Origin of the sequence: Citrobacter sp. RHBSTW-00881 (assembly GCF_013728515.1) — a bacterium.
GTDB lineage: Bacteria > Pseudomonadota > Gammaproteobacteria > Enterobacterales > Enterobacteriaceae > Citrobacter > Citrobacter braakii.
Genome location: NZ_CP056269.1, coordinates 4,854,504 through 4,873,244, shown reverse-complemented (window position 1 = coordinate 4,873,244; position 18,741 = coordinate 4,854,504). Strand labels below are relative to the sequence as shown.

Annotated in this window: 18 protein-coding genes; 12 read left to right on the top strand and 6 right to left on the bottom strand. The window is 53.4% G+C overall.

Features of this window, described 5'->3' with window-relative positions; all coding sequences use genetic code 11:
* Positions 1-16: 16 nt before the first annotated feature.
* On the bottom strand, positions 17-469 hold the full coding sequence (locus HV311_RS23440) for an acyltransferase (protein ID WP_016155439.1): 453 nt from the start codon (positions 467-469) through the stop codon (positions 17-19).
* A 138-nt stretch (positions 470-607) separates the two neighbouring features.
* Between HV311_RS23440 and psiE the strand changes: the two genes are divergently transcribed.
* Positions 608-1,018, top strand: a complete 411-nt coding sequence (gene psiE / locus HV311_RS23435; protein ID WP_003031674.1) for a phosphate-starvation-inducible protein PsiE — start codon at positions 608-610, stop codon at positions 1,016-1,018.
* Positions 1,019-1,402: 384 nt separating this feature from the next.
* Here the strand turns inward: psiE and malG are convergent, their stop codons facing one another.
* The 3 genes from malG to malE form a co-directional block, all read right to left on the bottom strand.
* Complete coding sequence (malG, locus tag HV311_RS23430; protein ID WP_016155340.1) at positions 1,403-2,293, bottom strand: maltose ABC transporter permease MalG; 891 nt, start codon at positions 2,291-2,293, stop codon at positions 1,403-1,405.
* A gap of 14 nt (positions 2,294-2,307) precedes the next feature.
* On the bottom strand, positions 2,308-3,852 hold the full coding sequence (gene malF, locus HV311_RS23425; protein WP_047499540.1) for a maltose ABC transporter permease MalF: 1,545 nt from the start codon (positions 3,850-3,852) through the stop codon (positions 2,308-2,310).
* Positions 3,853-4,039: 187 nt separating this feature from the next.
* Entirely contained in the window at positions 4,040-5,230 is a 1,191-nt protein-coding gene (gene malE / locus HV311_RS23420; protein ID WP_016155342.1) for a maltose/maltodextrin ABC transporter substrate-binding protein MalE, read from the bottom strand.
* Between the two features lie 359 nt (positions 5,231-5,589).
* Between malE and malK the strand changes: the two genes are divergently transcribed.
* From malK to ubiA, 5 genes are all read left to right on the top strand, one after another.
* Positions 5,590-6,699, top strand: a complete 1,110-nt coding sequence (gene malK / locus HV311_RS23415; protein WP_016155343.1) for a maltose/maltodextrin ABC transporter ATP-binding protein MalK — start codon at positions 5,590-5,592, stop codon at positions 6,697-6,699.
* Between the two features lie 176 nt (positions 6,700-6,875).
* Positions 6,876-8,234: a maltoporin gene (locus HV311_RS23410; protein WP_016155344.1), complete on the top strand. Its 1,359-nt coding sequence runs from the start codon at positions 6,876-6,878 to the stop codon at positions 8,232-8,234.
* A gap of 113 nt (positions 8,235-8,347) precedes the next feature.
* Complete coding sequence (gene malM / locus HV311_RS23405) at positions 8,348-9,295, top strand: maltose operon protein MalM (RefSeq protein WP_016155345.1); 948 nt, start codon at positions 8,348-8,350, stop codon at positions 9,293-9,295.
* Positions 9,296-9,475: 180 nt separating this feature from the next.
* Positions 9,476-9,973: a chorismate lyase gene (ubiC, locus tag HV311_RS23400; protein ID WP_016155346.1), complete on the top strand. Its 498-nt coding sequence runs from the start codon at positions 9,476-9,478 to the stop codon at positions 9,971-9,973.
* 13 nt (positions 9,974-9,986) lie between these two features.
* Positions 9,987-10,859: a 4-hydroxybenzoate octaprenyltransferase gene (gene ubiA / locus HV311_RS23395; RefSeq protein WP_003826589.1), complete on the top strand. Its 873-nt coding sequence runs from the start codon at positions 9,987-9,989 to the stop codon at positions 10,857-10,859.
* A gap of 60 nt (positions 10,860-10,919) precedes the next feature.
* Here the strand turns inward: ubiA and plsB are convergent, their stop codons facing one another.
* Positions 10,920-13,340: a glycerol-3-phosphate 1-O-acyltransferase PlsB gene (plsB, locus tag HV311_RS23390; RefSeq protein ID WP_075848858.1), complete on the bottom strand. Its 2,421-nt coding sequence runs from the start codon at positions 13,338-13,340 to the stop codon at positions 10,920-10,922.
* A gap of 171 nt (positions 13,341-13,511) precedes the next feature.
* On the opposite strand from plsB, the gene HV311_RS23385 reads away from it, so the two are divergent.
* From HV311_RS23385 to HV311_RS23370, 4 genes are all read left to right on the top strand, one after another.
* Positions 13,512-13,880, top strand: coding sequence for a diacylglycerol kinase (locus HV311_RS23385; protein ID WP_003826594.1), 369 nt, complete (start codon positions 13,512-13,514; stop codon positions 13,878-13,880).
* Between the two features lie 109 nt (positions 13,881-13,989).
* A complete protein-coding gene (lexA, locus tag HV311_RS23380; protein WP_003826596.1) occupies positions 13,990-14,598 on the top strand; it encodes a transcriptional repressor LexA in 609 nt (202 codons plus the stop codon).
* A 134-nt stretch (positions 14,599-14,732) separates the two neighbouring features.
* The gene (dinF, locus tag HV311_RS23375; RefSeq protein ID WP_191220527.1) at positions 14,733-16,052 is read left to right on the top strand and encodes an MATE family efflux transporter DinF; all 1,320 of its coding nucleotides are present in this window, start codon (positions 14,733-14,735) and stop codon (positions 16,050-16,052) included.
* Between the two features lie 135 nt (positions 16,053-16,187).
* Positions 16,188-16,397: a CsbD family protein gene (locus tag HV311_RS23370; RefSeq protein WP_019077869.1), complete on the top strand. Its 210-nt coding sequence runs from the start codon at positions 16,188-16,190 to the stop codon at positions 16,395-16,397.
* Between the two features lie 48 nt (positions 16,398-16,445).
* Here the strand turns inward: HV311_RS23370 and zur are convergent, their stop codons facing one another.
* Positions 16,446-16,964, bottom strand: coding sequence for a zinc uptake transcriptional repressor Zur (gene zur / locus HV311_RS23365; protein ID WP_003031709.1), 519 nt, complete (start codon positions 16,962-16,964; stop codon positions 16,446-16,448).
* A 115-nt stretch (positions 16,965-17,079) separates the two neighbouring features.
* Between zur and HV311_RS23360 the strand changes: the two genes are divergently transcribed.
* Together HV311_RS23360 and dusA are read left to right on the top strand one after the other, a co-directional pair.
* Positions 17,080-17,568 carry a cupin domain-containing protein gene (locus tag HV311_RS23360; protein ID WP_019077868.1) on the top strand — a complete coding sequence of 163 codons (489 nt, stop codon included), beginning with the start codon at positions 17,080-17,082 and terminating at the stop codon, positions 17,566-17,568.
* A 107-nt stretch (positions 17,569-17,675) separates the two neighbouring features.
* Positions 17,676-18,674, top strand: a complete 999-nt coding sequence (gene dusA, locus HV311_RS23355; RefSeq protein ID WP_016155444.1) for a tRNA dihydrouridine(20/20a) synthase DusA — start codon at positions 17,676-17,678, stop codon at positions 18,672-18,674.
* Positions 18,675-18,741 lie beyond the last annotated feature (67 nt).

The following is an 18,741-nucleotide window of genomic DNA, read 5'->3' as shown; positions in this document are numbered from 1 at the left end:
CTGCGCTTATCCGGCTCTATAAACGACGTAATAATTTTGCCGGATTTCCCGCATACACGCCTTTCTCGGTGATCGATTTGGTCACCACGCTTCCCGCGCCGACGACCACGCCATCACAGATAGTGACCGCCAGAATGGTCGCTCCGCTACCGATCGAGACATCGTCGCCAATCGTAATACGTCCCCAACTGTTGCGGTCGGCATTGGGTTTTCCTTCGCGAAACATATCGTTGGCGAACATCACGCCGTGACCGATAAAACAGCGGGCGCCGAGGGTGACATATTCGCAGATGAAGGTGTGCGACTGAATTTTGCTGTCTGCGCCAATCTGCGTATTACCCTGGATTTCAACAAATGGTCCGACAAAAACGTTGTCCCCTAATGTGCAGTCGTAGAGATTTGCGGGTTCATAGATCACCACGTTCTCACCGCAGGTAACGTTGCGAACAGCGGATTGTCTGAGCTGCATAATTCATCCTGTGAAATGTGTCGTGACATACATCATTCCCTGCTGACCTTTCTTGCACAAAATATAAACAAAAAATGTAGATCTCTGTCACATTTTTGCGTTATACAGGAACCTTGCCACTGAGTAAGAGGTGCTGTTATGACGTCGCTATCTCGTCCGCGCGTGGAGTTTATCTCCACTATTTTACAGACCGTGTTGAATCTGGGGTTGCTGAGTCTGGGCCTGATCCTGGTCGTATTCCTCGGGAAAGAAACGCTGCATCTGGCGGATGTGCTGTTCGCGCCGGAACAAACCAGCAAGTATGAACTGGTGGAAGGGCTGGTGGTTTACTTTCTCTACTTTGAATTTATCGCGCTGATTGTGAAGTACTTTCAGTCAGGTTTTCACTTTCCGCTGCGCTACTTTGTCTATATCGGGATCACTGCGATTGTGCGGCTGATCATTGTCGATCATAAAGCGCCGATGGATGTGCTGATCTATTCTGCGGCGATCCTGCTGCTGGTGATCACCCTGTGGCTGTGTAATTCCAAACGGCTGAAGCGAGAGTAAAAAAACAACTCGCCGCATTCGGGCTGCGGCGTGTTGCATGTCAGGGTTACTGCGCAGAGGCTGGCTGGGTTTTCTCCGCCGCGGGTTCCCACAGTTCTTCAAATTTATCCACCGTCATGATCGCCAATACGGTAAAGCTTAGGTTGATCACGCCGATGACGATAACGCCTGCGCCAAACTAATTCTGTTTAATTTGTCGAGTTTCAGGCGAAAAATTGATTAGCAGTGATGGGGGGCACGAAAGGAAATAATCGTAAGCGTAATGCAAAATAACATAAAAAAAGGGCGCTCCGTAGAGCGCCGAATAACAGTCACAGGTTGGGATAACATAAGTTGAGGGTTGCAGTGGCATTGCCCGTTGCCGGGCAGTTACTTCGGTAAAACTTAACCTTTCACACCACCCGCCGTCAGTCCGTTGACCAGCCAGCGCTGTGCCAGCAGGAACACCAGAGTGATCGGAATGGCTGAAAGTACAGCTGCGGCGGCAAAGTCGCCCCACAAATAGTTCTGTGGATTGAGGTACTGCTGCATACCTACCGCAAGGGTATAGCTGTTCACATCACGCAGCAGCAGTGATGCGACCGGTACTTCGGTAATCGCGGCAATGAAAGACAGAATAAACACGACCGCCAGAATCGGAACGGAAAGCGGCAGCAACACCAGGCGGAATGCCTGCCATGGCGTTGCGCCATCCAGCGCGGCCGCTTCTTCCAGCGAACCGTCGATGGTTTCGAAATAGCCCTTAATCGTCCACACATGCAGCGCAATACCGCCGAGATAGGCGAAGATCACGCCGCCGTGAGTGTTCAGACCAATAAACGGAATGTACTGGCCCAGGCGGTCAAACAAAGCATACAACGCGACCAGAGACAGCACCGCCGGGAACATCTGGAATATCAGCATCCCTTTCAGCAGGGTTGCTTTGCCCGGGAAACGCATACGGGCAAAGGCGTAAGCGCAGGTGGTGGAAAGCGTCACGATACCGATCGCGGTAATGGTGGCTACTTTCACCGAGTTCCACAGCCATAACAGCACCGGGAACGGCGGCGGCGTCACTCGGCCATCCGCATGCTCAACGCTAAAGCCCAGCGCCAGTTTCCAGTGTTCCCAGGAGATATTTTCCGGGATCAGGCTGCCGGTGGCAAAGTTACCTTCACGCAACGAGATAGCGATAACCATCAGCAGCGGGAACATGATCGCTGCAATGAAAATCAGCAGCAGCAAGTGCGTTGTTAAGAGACGCAGTTTCTGAGATTTGGGTTGTACCATAGCCATGTTCGTTGTCTCCCTTAATCAAACTTCATACGCGTGGCTTTCAGGTTCACGATGGCCAGCGCACCGACCAGCAGGAAGATCAGCGTGGCAATCGCCGCCGCCAGACCGAAGTCCTGACCACCGCCGCCTTCGAAGGCGATACGGTAGGTGTAGCTCACGAGCAGGTCGGTATAGCCTGCTGGCGTGGTGGTACCAAGACGGTCTGGACCACCGTTGGTCAACAGTTGAATCAGCACGAAGTTGTTAAAGTTAAAGGCGAAGCTGGCGATCATCAGCGGCGTCAGCGGCTTAATCAGCAGCGGCAACGTAATCTTAAAGAAGTTCTGGAACGGACCTGCACCATCCATCGCCGACGCTTCATACAGGTCGTCAGGGATCGCTTTAAGCAGACCCATGCACAGGATCATCATGTACGGGTAACCAAGCCAGGTGTTGACGATAATAATCATCGAACGCGCGGTGGTTGGGTCGCTGAACCAGGCCGGTTTGATGCCAAACAGTGCGCTCAGCATCATGTTGATTTCACCGAAGCTCTGGTTGAACAGCCCTTTGAAAATCAGAATTGAAATAAACGACGGTACGGCATACGGCAGAATCAGCAGGACACGGTAAATCGCTTTGCCTTTGAGAGACTCCCACTGTACGAGACAGGCCAGTACCATCCCCACGGCCACGGTGAGGATCACGGTCAGAACGGAGAAGACCACCGTCCAGACAAAGATGGCGAAGAACGGTTTCTGAATGCCTTCGTCGGTAAATACGCGGGTGAAGTTGTCCCAACCGATGGCAACGGTATAGCCTGGGCTGAGTTTTTCGTTACCCCAGCTACCGTCAGCGTTAATTGCCTGATAATAACCAATATCGTTGTTGGCGCGGTATTTTACGCCGCTTTGGCTGTTGGTAAGCGTGCCGTCATCAGCGAGCGTATAGAGTGGCTGCGTGCCGGAAAACTGGCGCAGTGAACTCATAATCACTTTGCTTTCATCCGGCAGGATGGCGGTGAGTTGGGTTAACGCCTGGCGATTTTGCGTAATGACACGCAGCGTCGCACGTTCGCCCGCTGGCAGCGCCTCGGCTTCTTTCAACTGCAGTTTCTGTTCGCCGCCAAATTTAAAGGCGTCGGAGAGATAATTCTTGCCGGTTTCTCCGTCGGTGAGGGCCAGTTGCCACTCCGTACCCGCCGGATACAGGCCGAAGTTGTAGGTTTTCCCCGCCTGATAAGAACGGTCCATCAGGACTTCCTGAGCACGTTCAAAGGTCAGTTGGTTGGTGCTGCTGTAGTTGGTAAAGGCAATTGCGATAGTACAAATTAGCGGAAACAGGACAAACAGCCCCATCCCTGCAACGCCTGGGTAAACATAGCGCCAGGCGTAGGCTTTACGGTTAGCAAAAATATACAGGCCAGCAGAGCTTAAAATCAGCGTCATGATGGCAAACAGGTACTCCCCCTGAGCATACATCAAAACAACAAGGTAACCGACCAGCAGCCCAAGCAGACCCATCACTGACCATTTCAGCCGGTCGCTTTGCCACCAGTGTTTCTTTTTAATGACATCCATGGGGATCAATCCTCTTTACGCTTTATCCTTCGCACTACCTCTTTGTTGGCTGCGGAAGCTCCCCCCAGTCACTTACTTATGTAAGCTCCTGGGGATTTGCCTCCTTGCCGCCTCGATGTAGCGCGAATGATTTCGCGTAACAACGTATTCAATAAACCTGATTCCCTAAGAAATAAGGGAAACCGTATTACTTGGTGATACGACCTTGTGCATCTTTCAGCGCGGCATCGACGGTCTGACGGCCGCTGGCTGCGTTGATCACTGCGGTACGAACGGCATACCAGAATGCGGACATCTGCGGGATGTTCGGCATGATCTCGCCTTTCTGGGCGTTATCCATGGTGGCCGCGATACGCGGGTCTTTCGCTAACTGATCCTGGAAGGATTTCAGCGCAACCGCGCCCAGCGGTTTGTCCTTATTCACTTCATCCAGACCCTGATCGGTCAGCAGGTAGTTTTCGAGGAACTCTTTTGCCAGTTCTTTGTTCGGGCTGGCAGCGTTGATACCTGCGCTCAGAACGCCCACGAACGGTTTGGACGGTTTACCCTTGAAGGTTGGCAGCAGGGCAACGCCGTAATTCACCTTGCTCTTATCGATGTTGGACCACGCCCACGGACCGTTGATGGTCATCGCGGTGTCACCTTTGTTAAAGGCCGCTTCGGCGATGGAGTAATCGGTATCCGCGTTCATGTGTTTGTTCTTGATCAGATCAACCAGGAAGGTCAGACCCGCTTTTGCGCCCGCGTTGTCCACGCCCACGTCTTTCACGTCGTACTTGCCGTTTTCAAACTTGAACGCGTAACCGCCGTCGGCGGCAATCAGCGGCCAGGTGAAGTACGGTTCTTGCAGGTTGAACATCAGCGCGGATTTTCCTTTCGCCTTCAGCTCTTTATCCAGCGCAGGAATTTCTTCCCAGGTTTTTGGCGGGTTCGGAACGAGGTCTTTGTTGTAAATCAGCGACAGCGCTTCAACCGCAATCGGGTAGGCAATCAGTTTGCCGTTATAGCGTACGGCATCCCAGGTGAACGGATAGAGTTTGTCCTGGAACGCTTTATCTGGGGTGATTTCAGCCAGCAGGCCAGACTGAGCGTAGCCGCCAAAACGGTCATGTGCCCAGAAGATGATGTCCGGGCCGTCGCCAGTCGCGGCAACCTGTGGGAACTTCTCTTCCAGTTTGTCCGGGTGCTCAATGGTGACTTTGATACCGGTGTCTTTCTCGAATTTTTTGCCCACTTCAGCGAGGCCGTTATAGCCTTTGTCGCCGTTAATCCAGATAACCAGCTTACCTTCTTCAATCTTGGCGAGAGCCGAGGCGGAAAACATCATCGTCGTTAATGCAGACAATGCGAGGATGCGTGCGCCAGTTTTGATTTTCATAGTTCCCATCCTGTTTGGTGATTTTGCAGAGGTGGCTTAACGGTTACTAGTTTCTTTATACGACAACCTCTTTCCATCCTCCTTACCCCTACGCCCCACCCGCTCTTTATGTGATCTGTGTTACATAAATGTGAGTATTGCGTACTGGCGCACATAAAAACCCACTGATTTTTGCAGGCTGCATCACGAAATTCCTCCGCGGCGTACGGCCCGGGTCTCAGACGCTGTTCTCTCATCCTCCCGCCTCCTCCCCCATAAAAAAGCCGGGGGTGGAGGATTCACGCAGTCAAGGGATCACGCATAGTCAGCCCATCATGAATGTTGCTGTCGATGACAGGTTGTAACGAAGGGAGAAGGGCATGGCGAGCGTACAGCTGCGAAATGTAACGAAAGCCTGGGGTGACGTGGTGGTATCGAAAGATATCAATCTCGACATTCACGAAGGGGAATTCGTGGTGTTTGTCGGACCGTCAGGCTGCGGTAAGTCGACCTTGCTGCGTATGATCGCCGGACTTGAAACCATCACCAGTGGCGACCTGTTTATCGGGGAGACCCGGATGAACGACATTCCCCCCGCCGAACGCGGCGTGGGCATGGTCTTTCAGTCCTACGCGTTGTATCCCCATTTATCCGTCGCAGAAAACATGTCGTTTGGCCTCAAACTGGCTGGCGCAAAAAAAGAGGTGATGAATCAGCGCGTGAATCAGGTCGCGGAAGTTCTGCAACTGGCGCACCTGCTGGAGCGTAAACCGAAAGCGCTTTCCGGCGGACAACGTCAGCGTGTGGCGATTGGCCGAACGCTGGTTGCCGAGCCACGCGTATTCCTGCTGGATGAACCGCTGTCGAACCTCGACGCCGCTCTGCGTGTGCAAATGCGTATTGAAATCTCCCGCCTGCATAAACGTCTGGGCCGCACGATGATTTACGTCACCCACGATCAGGTCGAAGCGATGACGCTGGCCGACAAAATTGTGGTGCTGGATGCCGGTCGCGTAGCGCAGGTCGGCAAACCGCTGGAGCTATACCACTATCCGGCTGACCGCTTTGTGGCGGGCTTTATTGGTTCGCCGAAGATGAACTTCCTGCCGGTGAAAGTCACTGGGACGGCCATCGATCAGGTGCAGGTTGAACTGCCCAACCGCCAGCAAATATGGCTACCAGTGGACAGCCATGCGGTACAGGTTGGTGCCAACATGTCTTTAGGTATCCGCCCGGAACATCTGCTGCCCAGTGATATCGCCGATGTCACCCTCGAAGGTGAAGTGCAGGTGGTCGAGCAGCTTGGTCACGAAACTCAAATTCATATCCAGATCCCCGCCATCCGTCAAAACCTGGTTTACCGCCAGAACGACGTGGTGTTGGTAGAAGAGGGTGCCACATTCGCCATCGGCCTGCCGCCAGAGCGTTGCCATCTGTTCCGTGAGGATGGCACTGCATGTCGTCGGTTGCATCAAGAGCCGGGCGTTTAAGGTCCCCATAAAAAACGAAACGCAAAGCCATTCGAAGCTACATCGAGGCGGCAAGTAAATGAATCCCCGGGAGTGTACAAAGAGTACGCGACTGGGGTGAAAGAACGCAGCCAACAAAGAGGCAGCCCGAAGGGGGACGCGTTTAAAGAAAAGCAATGATCTCAGGAGATAGAACGATGATTACTCTGCGCAAACTCCCTCTGGCGGTTGCTGTAGCAGCAGGCATTATGTCTGTTCAGGCAATGGCTGTAGATTTCCACGGTTACGCTCGTTCCGGTATTGGCTGGACAGGGAGTGGCGGTGAACAACAGTGTTTCCAGGCAACCGGTGCACAAAGTAAATACCGTCTCGGTAACGAATGTGAAACCTATGCGGAAATCAAATTAGGTCAGGAAGTGTGGAAAGAAGGCGATAAGAGCTTCTACTTCGACACCAACGTTGCTTACTCCGTCGCACAGCAGAATGACTGGGAAGGCACAGACCCGGCATTCCGTGAAGCAAACGTGCAGGGTAAAAACCTGATCGAATGGCTGCCAGGCTCCACTATCTGGGCCGGTAAGCGCTTCTACCAGCGTCATGACGTACACATGATCGACTTCTACTACTGGGATATTTCAGGTCCTGGTGCCGGTATTGAAAACATCGATCTGGGCTTCGGTAAACTGTCTTTGGCAGCGAGCCGTTCACAGGAAGCGGGTGGTTCATACGCTTTCAGCAGCCAGAATATCTATGATCGTACCAAAGACACCGCGAACGATGTATTTGACGTTCGTTTAGCGCAGTTGGCAACTAACCCGGATGGGATGTTGGAACTGGGCGTTGACTATGGTCGCGCGAATACCACCGATGATTACAGGCTGGCGGACGGCGCATCTAAAGATGGTTGGATGTTCACCGCTGAACATACCCAGAGCATGCTCAAGGGCTACAACAAGTTTGTCGTTCAGTACGCCACAGATTCCATGACCACCCAGGGCAAAGGCCTGAACCAGGGTTCTTATGGTTCTTCCACTACGACCATTGAAGATCCCGTTACTGGCGTTAAAACCAACTATGCCAACAATGTTGTGAATAACAACGGTAGCCTGTTCCGCGTGCTGGACCACGGTGCAATCTCCCTGGGCGACAAGTGGGACCTGATGTACGTCGGTATGTACCAGAACCTCGACATGGATAACGACCTGGGGACCGAATGGTACACCGTCGGTATTCGCCCGATGTATAAATGGACGCCAATCATGAGCACCCTGCTGGAAGTCGGTTACGACAACGTCAAATCTCAGCAGACCAGCGATCGCAACAGCCAGTACAAAATCACCCTGGCCCAACAATGGCAGGCGGGTGACAGCATCTGGTCTCGTCCGGCAATCCGCGTCTTCGCAACCTATGCAAAATGGGATGAAGAGTGGGGTTACATCAAAAATGGTAACGACGTAACCAAATTCGCAGCGGCAACGAACTCTGGCCTCAGCACAACCAGCCGTGGCGACAACGATGAGTGGTCCTTCGGTGCCCAGATGGAAATCTGGTGGTAATTCAGCACTAACCTGACGTAAAGACCGAAAGAGGGGCGCAAGCCCCTCTTGATTACGGTTTAGCGCGCTATTGCCTGGCCACCGCTGAACCCATGCTATCTGAGGTGATAACAATGAAAATGAAGAAAAGTCTCGTTGCCCTTTGTTTATCTGCAGGGTTATTTGCCAGCGCACCTGGCATCAGCCTGGCCGATGTGAATATTGTTCCGCAGAACACCACCGCGGCCCCATCTATTCCCACTGCTGCGCTGCAGCAGTTAACCTGGACGCCTGTTGATCAATCCAAAACCCAGTCTTCGCCGCTTGCGACAGCGGGTCAGCGTCTGGATGTCGCCGGTATTACTGGCCCGGTCGCTGCGTATAGCGTCCCGGCGAATATTGGCGAGCTCACCCTGACGCTGTCCAGTGAAGTGAATAAACAAACCAGCGTATTTGCGCCAAACGTATTAATTCTTGACCAAAACATGACGCCATCTGCGTTCTTCCCCAGCAGCTATTTTACCTACCAGGAGCCCGGCGTGATGAGTGCCGATCGTCTGGAAGGGGTAATGCGTCTGACGCCAGCGCTGGGTCAGCAAAAACTCTATGTTTTGGTCTTTACCACTGATAAAGATCTCCAGCAGACCACAACCCTGCTTGACCCAGCAAAAGCCTATGCCAAGGGCGTAGGTAACGCTATTCCGGATATTCCAGACCCGATCGCCCGTCATACCACCGACGGTTTACTGAAACTGAAAGTCAAAACCAGCTCCTCCTCCAGTGTTCTGGTCGGGCCGCTGTTTGGCTCATCCGGCCCTGGTCCTGTCACGGTGGGCAATACCGCCGCGCCTGCGGTGACCTATGCGGCTCCGGCAGCAGCCGTTGCGGCTCCAGCGCCACAACCGGTGAAGAAAAGTGAGCCGATGCTGAACGACACGGAAAGTTATTTTAACCAGGGCATTAAGGATGCCGTTGCGAAAGGCGATGTCGATAAAGCGCTGAAGCTGCTTGATGAAGCTGAGCGTCTGGGATCCAAATCTGCCCGATCCACCTTTATCAGCAGTGTAAAAGGCAAGGGGTAAACATCGCCCCGCATTGTTGATTTTGCAACAACTGGTGCGTCTCCTGGCGCACCTTTTTTTATCCTTCGGTGCTAATTGTTACACTTATGTTGCTCTGGCGATCACTTAATTGTGTTTGCTCACCCCGTAATGCATTTTCTGCGATACAATGCCTTCAAGTTATAAATCGGAGAGTAAGGCATGCCACACCCTGCGTTAACGCAACTGCGTGCGCTGCGTTATTTTGATGCGATCCCGGCGCTGGACGCCCAACTGCTCGACTGGTTGTTACTGGAAGATTCCATGACTAAACGTTTTGAGCAGCAGGGAAAACAGGTCACCGTAACGTTGATTCGCGAAGCATTCGTTGGGCAAAATGAGGTGCCTGAAGAGCTGCCGCTGCTGCCTAAAGAGTCCCGTTATTGGTTACGTGAGATCCTGTTATGCGCGGATGGTGAACCCTGGCTTGCCGGGCGGACCGTGGTGCCTGAATCAACCTTGTGCGGCCCTGAGCTGGCCTTACAAAATCTGGGAAAAACCCCGCTCGGACGTTACCTGTTTACATCATCGACATTGACCCGAGATTTTATTGAGATTGGCCGCGATGCAGCTCTGTGGGGGCGCCGTTCCCGCCTGCGGCTGAGCGGTAAGCCGCTGATGCTTACCGAGCTTTTTCTACCTGCATCGCCGTTGTACTGAGAGGAAGATAAAGATGGAGTGGAGTCTGACGCAGAATAAGCTGCTGGCATTTCACCGCTTGATGCGTACGGATAAGCCAATCGGTGCCTTACTGCTGCTCTGGCCTACGCTGTGGGCATTGTGGGTGGCAACCCCAGGCATGCCACAATTGTGGATCCTGGCGGTTTTTGTCGCTGGCGTTTGGTTAATGCGCGCCGCCGGCTGCGTGGTGAATGATTATGCCGACAGGAAATTTGACGGACATGTTAAACGCACCGCAAATCGCCCGTTGCCGAGCGGGGCCGTCACTGAAAAAGAGGCCCGAACGCTGTTCGTCGTATTGGTACTGCTGGCCTTCCTGCTGGTTTTGACGCTCAACACGATGACCATTTTGTTGTCCGTTGCGGCGTTAGCGCTGGCGTGGGTTTACCCGTTCATGAAGCGCTATACGCACCTGCCGCAGGTGGTGCTGGGGGCGGCGTTTGGCTGGTCGATCCCGATGGCGTTCGCCGCCGTGAGCGAGTCCGTACCGCTGAGCTGCTGGCTGATGTTCCTCGCCAATATTCTCTGGGCGGTGGCCTACGACACGCAGTATGCGATGGTTGACCGCGATGATGACCTGAAGATCGGCATTAAATCGACCGCGATTCTGTTCGGTCAAAACGACAAGCTGATTATTGGTATCCTGCAGGTGGGCGTACTGGTGCTGATGGCGCTGGTGGGTTGGCTAAACGGGCTGGGACTGGGTTATTACTGGTCTCTGCTGGTGGCTGGCGCGCTGTTTGTATATCAGCAGAAACTGATCGTCAATCGCGAGCGTGATGCCTGTTTTAAAGCGTTTATGAACAATAACTACGTCGGTCTGGTGCTGTTCTTAGGGCTGGCGATGAGCTACTGGCATTTTTGAGTTTGGCTTAGCCTGCAAAATAAAAAACCGGTCATTTCATTTCGACCGGTTTTTTTATGCTTACTCGCCTTGTGTGGCGCTCTCGATGGTCAGACGCACATCTGACGTGACCAGTTCGGCCAACATCTGATAGATTTTCATCGTCTCTTCCGGTTCGGCATCTCCGGTATCGCTGATGAATCCCTCGTCACGCAGCGTCAGCACCAGAGAGCTGAACACGGCTTTATCGAAGAATTCCGGCGCGTTAATGCCGTGCAGTACGGAGAGGCGTTGCGCCACGGTGCGGCTCTCTTTCTCCAGCGTGCCACGGTTGATAGACGGGTTCGCGCTCAGCAGCCAGAAGGTAATGGCGTAGCGTTGCAACGTCTCGCGAGCACCCGCCGCCAACAGCTGTAGCGTACGGGAGCGGGCCGGATTGATATGCAGTTCGTCATCGTTCAGGGCGATCAGTCCCTGGCGCTGCATTTCGCTGGCCAGTTCGTCAATCACTCCGGCGAGTTCATCACGCTCCCAACGTAAGAACAGCTCTGCTTTCAGCATCGGGTACAGCGCATCAATATGCTGCTGTAGCGCGGCGCGTGAAATACGACGATGCTGAGTCACAATGGCTGCCATCAACGAAGGCAGAACCAGCATATGCGCAATGTTGTTGCGGTAATACGTCATCAATACCGCCTGCTCGCGCGGCAGAATGATGATGTCACCGATGGTGTCTTTCTCGACCTCAAACTTATTCATCTGTAAGGCATGGTCGATCAATTCACTGGCGCTCTGCGCAGGAACCGTAGCATCCGCCGCGTACGGCACGTTGCGCAGCAGACTCAGATAGCAGTCGAGCTGTTCAGTCAGTTGCTCACGGGTCAGAGAGCGCTGGCGGGAGGCCAACAGCGCGGTACAGCACAGGTTCATGGCATTGGCCGCGCCTGCATTGTTAATGCGTACCATCAGATCGGCGGCAATGCTATTCACCGTCGGCGTCAGCCAGGCCGGGCGGATGGACTCGATAGGATCGATCGATTCACGCCACTCCGGTACATGCTGGTTGAGGTAAGTCATCAATGGCATCGGTTCGCCAAAGTTGACATAACCCTGACCCAGATTACGCAGCTTGCTCAAGCCACGCAGCATTTGCGGCAGACTCTCTTTCTCTTTCGTCGCGCCACGCAGCTCTTTCGCGTACGTGCCCACTTCCATTACGTGCTCGTAGCCGATGTAGATGGGTACGAGGGTAATCGGACGCGTACCGCCGCGTAGCATCGCCTGAATGGTCATCGACAGCGTGCCGGTTTTCGGGTCGAGCAGACGCCCGGTGCGTGAACGGCCTCCTTCGACAAAGTATTCAACCGAGTAGCCGCGGCTGAACAACTCGCCCAGGTATTCGCGGAAAACGGTGGAATAGAGCTTGTTGCCCTTGAAGGTACGACGAATAAAGAACGCGCCCAGACGACGGAAAATCGGACCTGCTGGCCAGAAGTTCAGGTTGATACCGGCAGCGATGTGCGGCGGAACCAGCCCCTGGTGGTACAGAACGTACGACAGCAGCATATAGTCCATATGGCTGCGGTGGCACGGAACATAGACGATTTCGTGCCCATCGTGCGCCAACTGACGTACACGCTCCGCATTGTGAACGTTAATCCCCTGATACAGACGGTTCCAGGTAAAGCCCAGAATACGGTCTGTCAGACGAATCATCTCGTAGGAGAAGTTGGCGGCAATCTCTTCCATCAGCGCAATGGCATTTTGCTGCGCTTTTTCGTGGGAGATTTTTTTACTGCGCGCTTCATCTTCTACCGCGCGAGCGATAGCTTTTGAGGCCAGCAGTTTATTGAACAGGTCCTGGCGGGCAGGGAGGCGCGGGCCGACTGCGGCCAGACGCTGACGAGCAAAGTGCATGCGCGCCACGCGAGCCAGCTTCTGAGCGATGATTTTATCCGTACCGTGTTCGTCCGCCATGCGACGCAGGGAGACCGACGGGGAGAAGCGGACAAAACTGTCGCGACCCAGCCAGGACACAGCAAAGAATTTCTGTACGCCGTTCAGCATGCGCAGCGGCGGATTGACCTCGCCTTTTTCACGCCCAGGCGCACGGCCAAACATCACCGAAACTGGCACCATTTGCACATCCAGGTCTGGATTGCTGCGGTGCAAGTCGAGATAGTTATGGAACAGCTTAATGGACTCTTCTTTCGGCGTGTAATAGGTGAACACGCGCGGGCCGCCGTGAATAAACACGTAGCGCGGCAGCAGAGTTCCGTCTATCTCCAGCGGTTCCAGGGGATCCGGGAGATCGTGCACCAGACATTGGGCACGCAGCGTCAGCAAGTCTGCTTTTGAATTGTACGGTAGGACGTACATAATGGGACGAGAAGTATCGAGCCCCAATTCCGGGGCAGGTTCTGCCGGAATAGACTTGCTTTTTACCAGGACGCTTAATGGTAAATTCAGTAATTTGTAGTAAATTCGTGGCCAGCCGGACATAAACGATGTAAAGCCTCTGGTTAATAATGCAAATGCGCTGCAAGGATATCAGAAAGTTTAGTGAATTTCTGGTGTATCCGGTCATACTTCGCGCTGCTTTGCCACACCCTGAAACAAACGGGGTAACGTTACAATGACATTGACGCTAATAATGTAAAAAGGTTCTTTTTGATGGCCAATAATACCACTGGATTCACCCGAATTATCAAAGCTGCAGGCTATTCCTGGAAAGGTTTTCGCGCCGCATGGATCAATGAGGCGGCATTCCGCCAGGAAAGCGTTGCCGTACTGTTGGGCGTAGCCATCGCCTGCTGGCTGGACGTCGACGCCATTACCCGCGTGCTGTTGATTGGTTCCGTGATGCTGGTGATGATCGTTGAAATCCTCAACAGTGCGATTGAGGCGGTGGTTGACCGTATTGGCTCTGAGTATCACGAACTTTCCGGTCGGGCGAAAGATATGGGCTCGGCAGCGGTATTGCTGTCTATTTTTGTCGCTCTGATCACCTGGGGCATCCTGTTGTGGTCGCATTTGCGATAAAGATTCCACAACTGCATAAATCTCCTGTTTTTTGTGCAGTTTGCGGTTCCAAAATCACCTTTAGCTGTATATACTCACAGCATAACTGTATATACACCCAGGGGGCGGAATGAAAGCGTTAACGGCCAGGCAGCAAGAGGTGTTTGATCTCATTAGGGATCACATCAGCCAGACAGGTATGCCACCGACGCGTGCGGAGATCGCGCAGCGTTTGGGGTTCCGTTCCCCAAACGCCGCTGAAGAACACCTGAAAGCGCTTGCGCGTAAAGGCGTCCTTGAAATTGTATCCGGCGCATCGCGCGGTATTCGACTGCTGCAGGAAGAAGAAGAAGGGTTACCGCTTGTCGGACGCGTAGCGGCAGGCGAGCCACTGCTGGCGCAGCAGCACATCGAAGGCCACTATCAGGTCGATCCTTCACTGTTCAAACCGAACGCCGATTTTCTGCTGCGCGTTAGCGGTATGTCGATGAAAGACATCGGTATTATGGACGGTGATTTACTGGCTGTGCATAAAACTCAGGATGTGCGTAACGGTCAGGTTGTTGTTGCCCGTATCGACGACGAAGTCACCGTTAAGCGCCTGAAAAAGCAGGGCAACAAGGTTGAACTCCTGCCAGAAAACAGCGAATTTAAACCTATTGTTGTCGACCTGCGCGAGCAAAACTTCACTATTGAAGGGTTGGCGGTAGGCGTCATTCGTAACGGTGAATGGTTGTAATTTTCTGTTGATTCCCTGTAGGCCGGATAAGACGTTTATATCGCTATCCGGCAACTTGCCCGGTGGCGCTACGCTTACCGGGCCTACACTGCATCTTTTTTCAGTACATCTAACTTCTTCTCAGGCTCTCCTGTATGCCTTTCTTTACCTCTTCTGATAAAGCACTCTGGTACCTCGCCTTACCGATGATCTTCTCCAATATCACCGTTCCCCTGTTGGGACTGGTGGATACCGCGGTGATTGGTCATCTGGATAGTCCGGTCTATCTTGGCGGCGTTGCTGTTGGCGCCACGGCGACCAGCTTTCTCTTTATGCTGCTGCTTTTTTTGCGCATGAGTACCACCGGCCTTACCGCGCAGGCATTTGGCGCGAAAAATCCGCAGGCGCTGGCGCGCGCGTTGGTGCAGCCGCTATTGCTGGCGCTGGGCGCGGGGCTGCTTATCGCACTGTTTCGGACGCCGATTATCGAGCTGGCTCTGCATATTGTCGGCGGAAGTGAGGCGGTACTGGAGCAGGCCCGACGTTTCCTGGAAATCCGCTGGTTAAGCGCACCCGCATCGCTGGCGAATCTGGTGCTGCTCGGCTGGTTGCTTGGCGTTCAGTATGCGCGCGCGCCAGTTATCCTGTTGATTGTCGGCAATATTCTTAACATTGTGCTCGATTTATGGCTGGTAATGGGCCTGCATATGAACGTGCAGGGAGCGGCGTTAGCGACGGTGATTGCCGAATATGCCACGCTGCTGATTGGCCTGATGATGGTACGCAAAGTCCTGCATATGCGTGGAATTTCGCTGGCAATGTTGAAGCTGGCGTGGCGTGGTAACTTCCGTCGTTTGCTGGCGCTCAACCGCGACATCATGCTGCGTTCGCTGCTGCTACAGCTCTGCTTTGGGGCCATTACGGTTCTGGGCGCGCGTTTGGGAGGCGACATCATCGCGGTTAACGCCGTTCTGATGACTCTGCTGACGTTTACCGCCTACGCGCTGGATGGATTTGCCTATGCTGTGGAAGCGCATTCGGGTCAGGCCTATGGGGCGAGGGATGGCAGCCAGTTGCTTGATGTCTGGCGGGCGGCCTGTCGACAGTCCGGTATTGTGGCTATTCTGTTTTCGCTGGTTTATGCCCTGTTTGGCGAGCAGATTGTTGCGCTGCTGACCTCGCTGCCGCAAATCCAACAGTTGGCCGATCGCTATCTTTTCTGGCAGGTGGTTTTGCCGCTGGTGGGGGTGTGGTGTTATCTGCTCGACGGTATGTTTATTGGAGCGACACGGGCTGCAGAAATGCGCAACAGTATGGCCGTTGCCGCAGCAGGGTTCGCATTAACGCTACTGGCTTTACCGTTGCTGGGAAATCATGGTTTGTGGCTGGCGTTAACCGTTTTTCTCGCGCTGCGTGGGCTTTCCCTGGCCTTTATCTGGCGGCGTCACTGGCGTAATGGAACCTGGTTTGCCTGAGCGGATGGTTAAAAATTCCGAATAGTAAATAAAACCCAGAATCCCTGACTACACTTATTCTCACGTCCAGCAAAAACAGCATGTGTCTGGACATGGCACTCTCGCTATTCACAACCTAACGATGAGGACTTGATGATGAATAAAGACGAAGTCGGCGGTAACTGGAAGCAGTTTAAAGGTAAAGTGAAAGAGCAATGGGGCAAACTGACCGATGATGATATGACGGTCATTGAAGGTAAACGTGACCAACTGGTCGGTAAAGTCCAGGAGCGTTACGGTTACGCGAAAGATCAGGCGGAGAAAGAAGTGACCGATTGGGAAAAACGTAATGATTACCGCTGGTAATTAACCCTTCCCTCCTGAGAGTACAAGGATGTACGCTCTCCCACCCGCTTAACGCCCAACTTTCTTCTTCACCTGAATCGTATGGTCATGCTGGCATTCGCCAGGGTGACGACATGACTCAACCTCCACACAGGCCGGGCACAGTCCATGGGCTTCAATAACGTTATGTCGCAGGGCAAAACCCATTTTGGCTGCCAGCGTATGCATGATGTCTTCCACGCCTTCCGCGCACTCTTCTTTTACCACACCACAGCGGTCGCAAATGAACATTGCGGAACTGTGGGTTGGCTGATCGAACAGATGGCAAAGCACATAGCTGTTGGTGGATTCCACCTTGTGCACAAACCCTTGTTCCAGCAGAAAATCAAGCGCACGATACACGGTCGGCGGCTTGGCCTGCGGCTCGGTTTCCCGCAACAGGTCAAGTAGGTCGTAAGCGCTGATTGCGCCTTCCTGCAGGCTCATCAGGCGCAGCACTTCGAGGCGTTGTGGCGTAAGCCGTACGTTGCGTTGCGCACAGAGTTTTTCAGCTTGAGCCAATAACTCCTGCGTGGTGGTTTTGTCCATTTGGCGCCTCGATTTGCGTGCAAGGTTAATCCCTTACTTTAACATGTTCTGTTTAAAACACCGAGATCCACCGCGGTGTGCTATACCTGACCCATCGCAATACTGGAAAATAATCATGAAAAGACCCGATTGTATTCGTCACTGGCGTGAAGTTGAGGGGGCTGATGACTCCACCTATCCCGATAGCGATGAGCTGTTTTCCATAGGTGCGCCGCTTGCCCGCAAGCTGGGGTTAGGGCGACTCGGCATTCATCATGAGCGCCTGCCGCCGGGCCGACGCACCTCGTATCCGCACGCTGAAAGCGATGAGGAAGAGTTTATCTATGTGCTGGAAGGATATCCTGAGGCCTGGATTAACGGTTATTTATGGAGGCTGGAACCGGGCGACAGCGTCGGTTTCCCGGCGGGCACCGGCGTGTGTCACACCTTTATCAATAACACCAGTGAAGAGGTACGTCTGCTGGTCGTGGGTGAGGCGAACAAAAAATACAATCGTATTTATTATCCGCTTAATCCGGTTTATGCCGCCACACGTGAGGATCGTTGGGTCGACCATCCGCCGCAGTTTTTTGGATCTCACGACGGAAAACCGGGGCGTAAATAGCGCTTGTCGGGGAGCAGGGAGGGGGAACTGCGAGGATGTGGCTCACTATCGTAACGGTCTATGCTATAGTAGCGCCCCTTTTTTAACCGGATGCTTGAATATTCGCCATGCTGCCTGAATCTCAGTCTACCGCTTTTCCCGCTCATCGTTTTTCTATCGCGCCGATGCTCGACTGGACGGACAGACATTGCCGCTACTTTTTGCGCTTACTGTCCAGCCAGACGCTGCTCTATACGGAGATGGTAACCACCGGGGCGATCATTCATGGTAAAGGCGATTATCTGGCGTATAGCGAAGAAGAACATCCGGTCGCTTTGCAACTGGGCGGGAGCGATCCGGCTGCGCTGGCGCAGTGCGCAAAGCTTGCTGAACAACGGGGCTATGACGAAATTAACCTCAACGTGGGTTGCCCTTCCGACCGTGTACAGAATGGAATGTTTGGTGCCTGTCTGATGGGAAATGCGCAACTGGTCGCTGATTGCGTCAAAGCGATGCGCGATGTGGTATCGATTCCGGTAACGGTGAAAACCCGTATCGGTATTGATGACCAGGACAGCTACGAATTCCTGTGCGATTTCATCAACACGGTCTCCGGTAACGGTGAATGTGAGATGTTTATCATCCACGCCCGCAAGGCCTGGCTGTCCGGGCTAAGCCCGAAAGAAAACCGCGAAATCCCACCGCTGGATTATGACCGTGTTTATCAGCTAAAGCGCGATTTTCCGCATCTGACAATGTCGATCAACGGTGGCATAAAATCGCTGGAAGAAGCGAAAATCCATCTGCAACATATGGATGGCGTGATGGTGGGGCGCGAAGCTTATCAAAACCCAGGTATTCTGGCGTCCGTTGACCGCGAGATTTTTGCTGTCACCAGCGAAGATGCCGATCCGGTCGCCGTAGTGCGTGCGATGTATCCGTATATTGAGCGTGAACTGAGTAAAGGAACCTATTTGGGGCATGTCACGCGCCATATGCTGGGACTGTTTCAGGGGATTCCTGGGGCACGGCAGTGGCGTCGCTATCTGAGCGAAAATGCGCATAAAGCCGGGGCAGATATTGAGGTTCTGGAACATGCGCTGAAGCTGGTGGCAGACAAACGTTAAGTTTTCGCCAAAAGTTAGTGAATTTCACCACGCCCTGCGCTTCGTCGCGGGGCGTTTGCTTTATAAA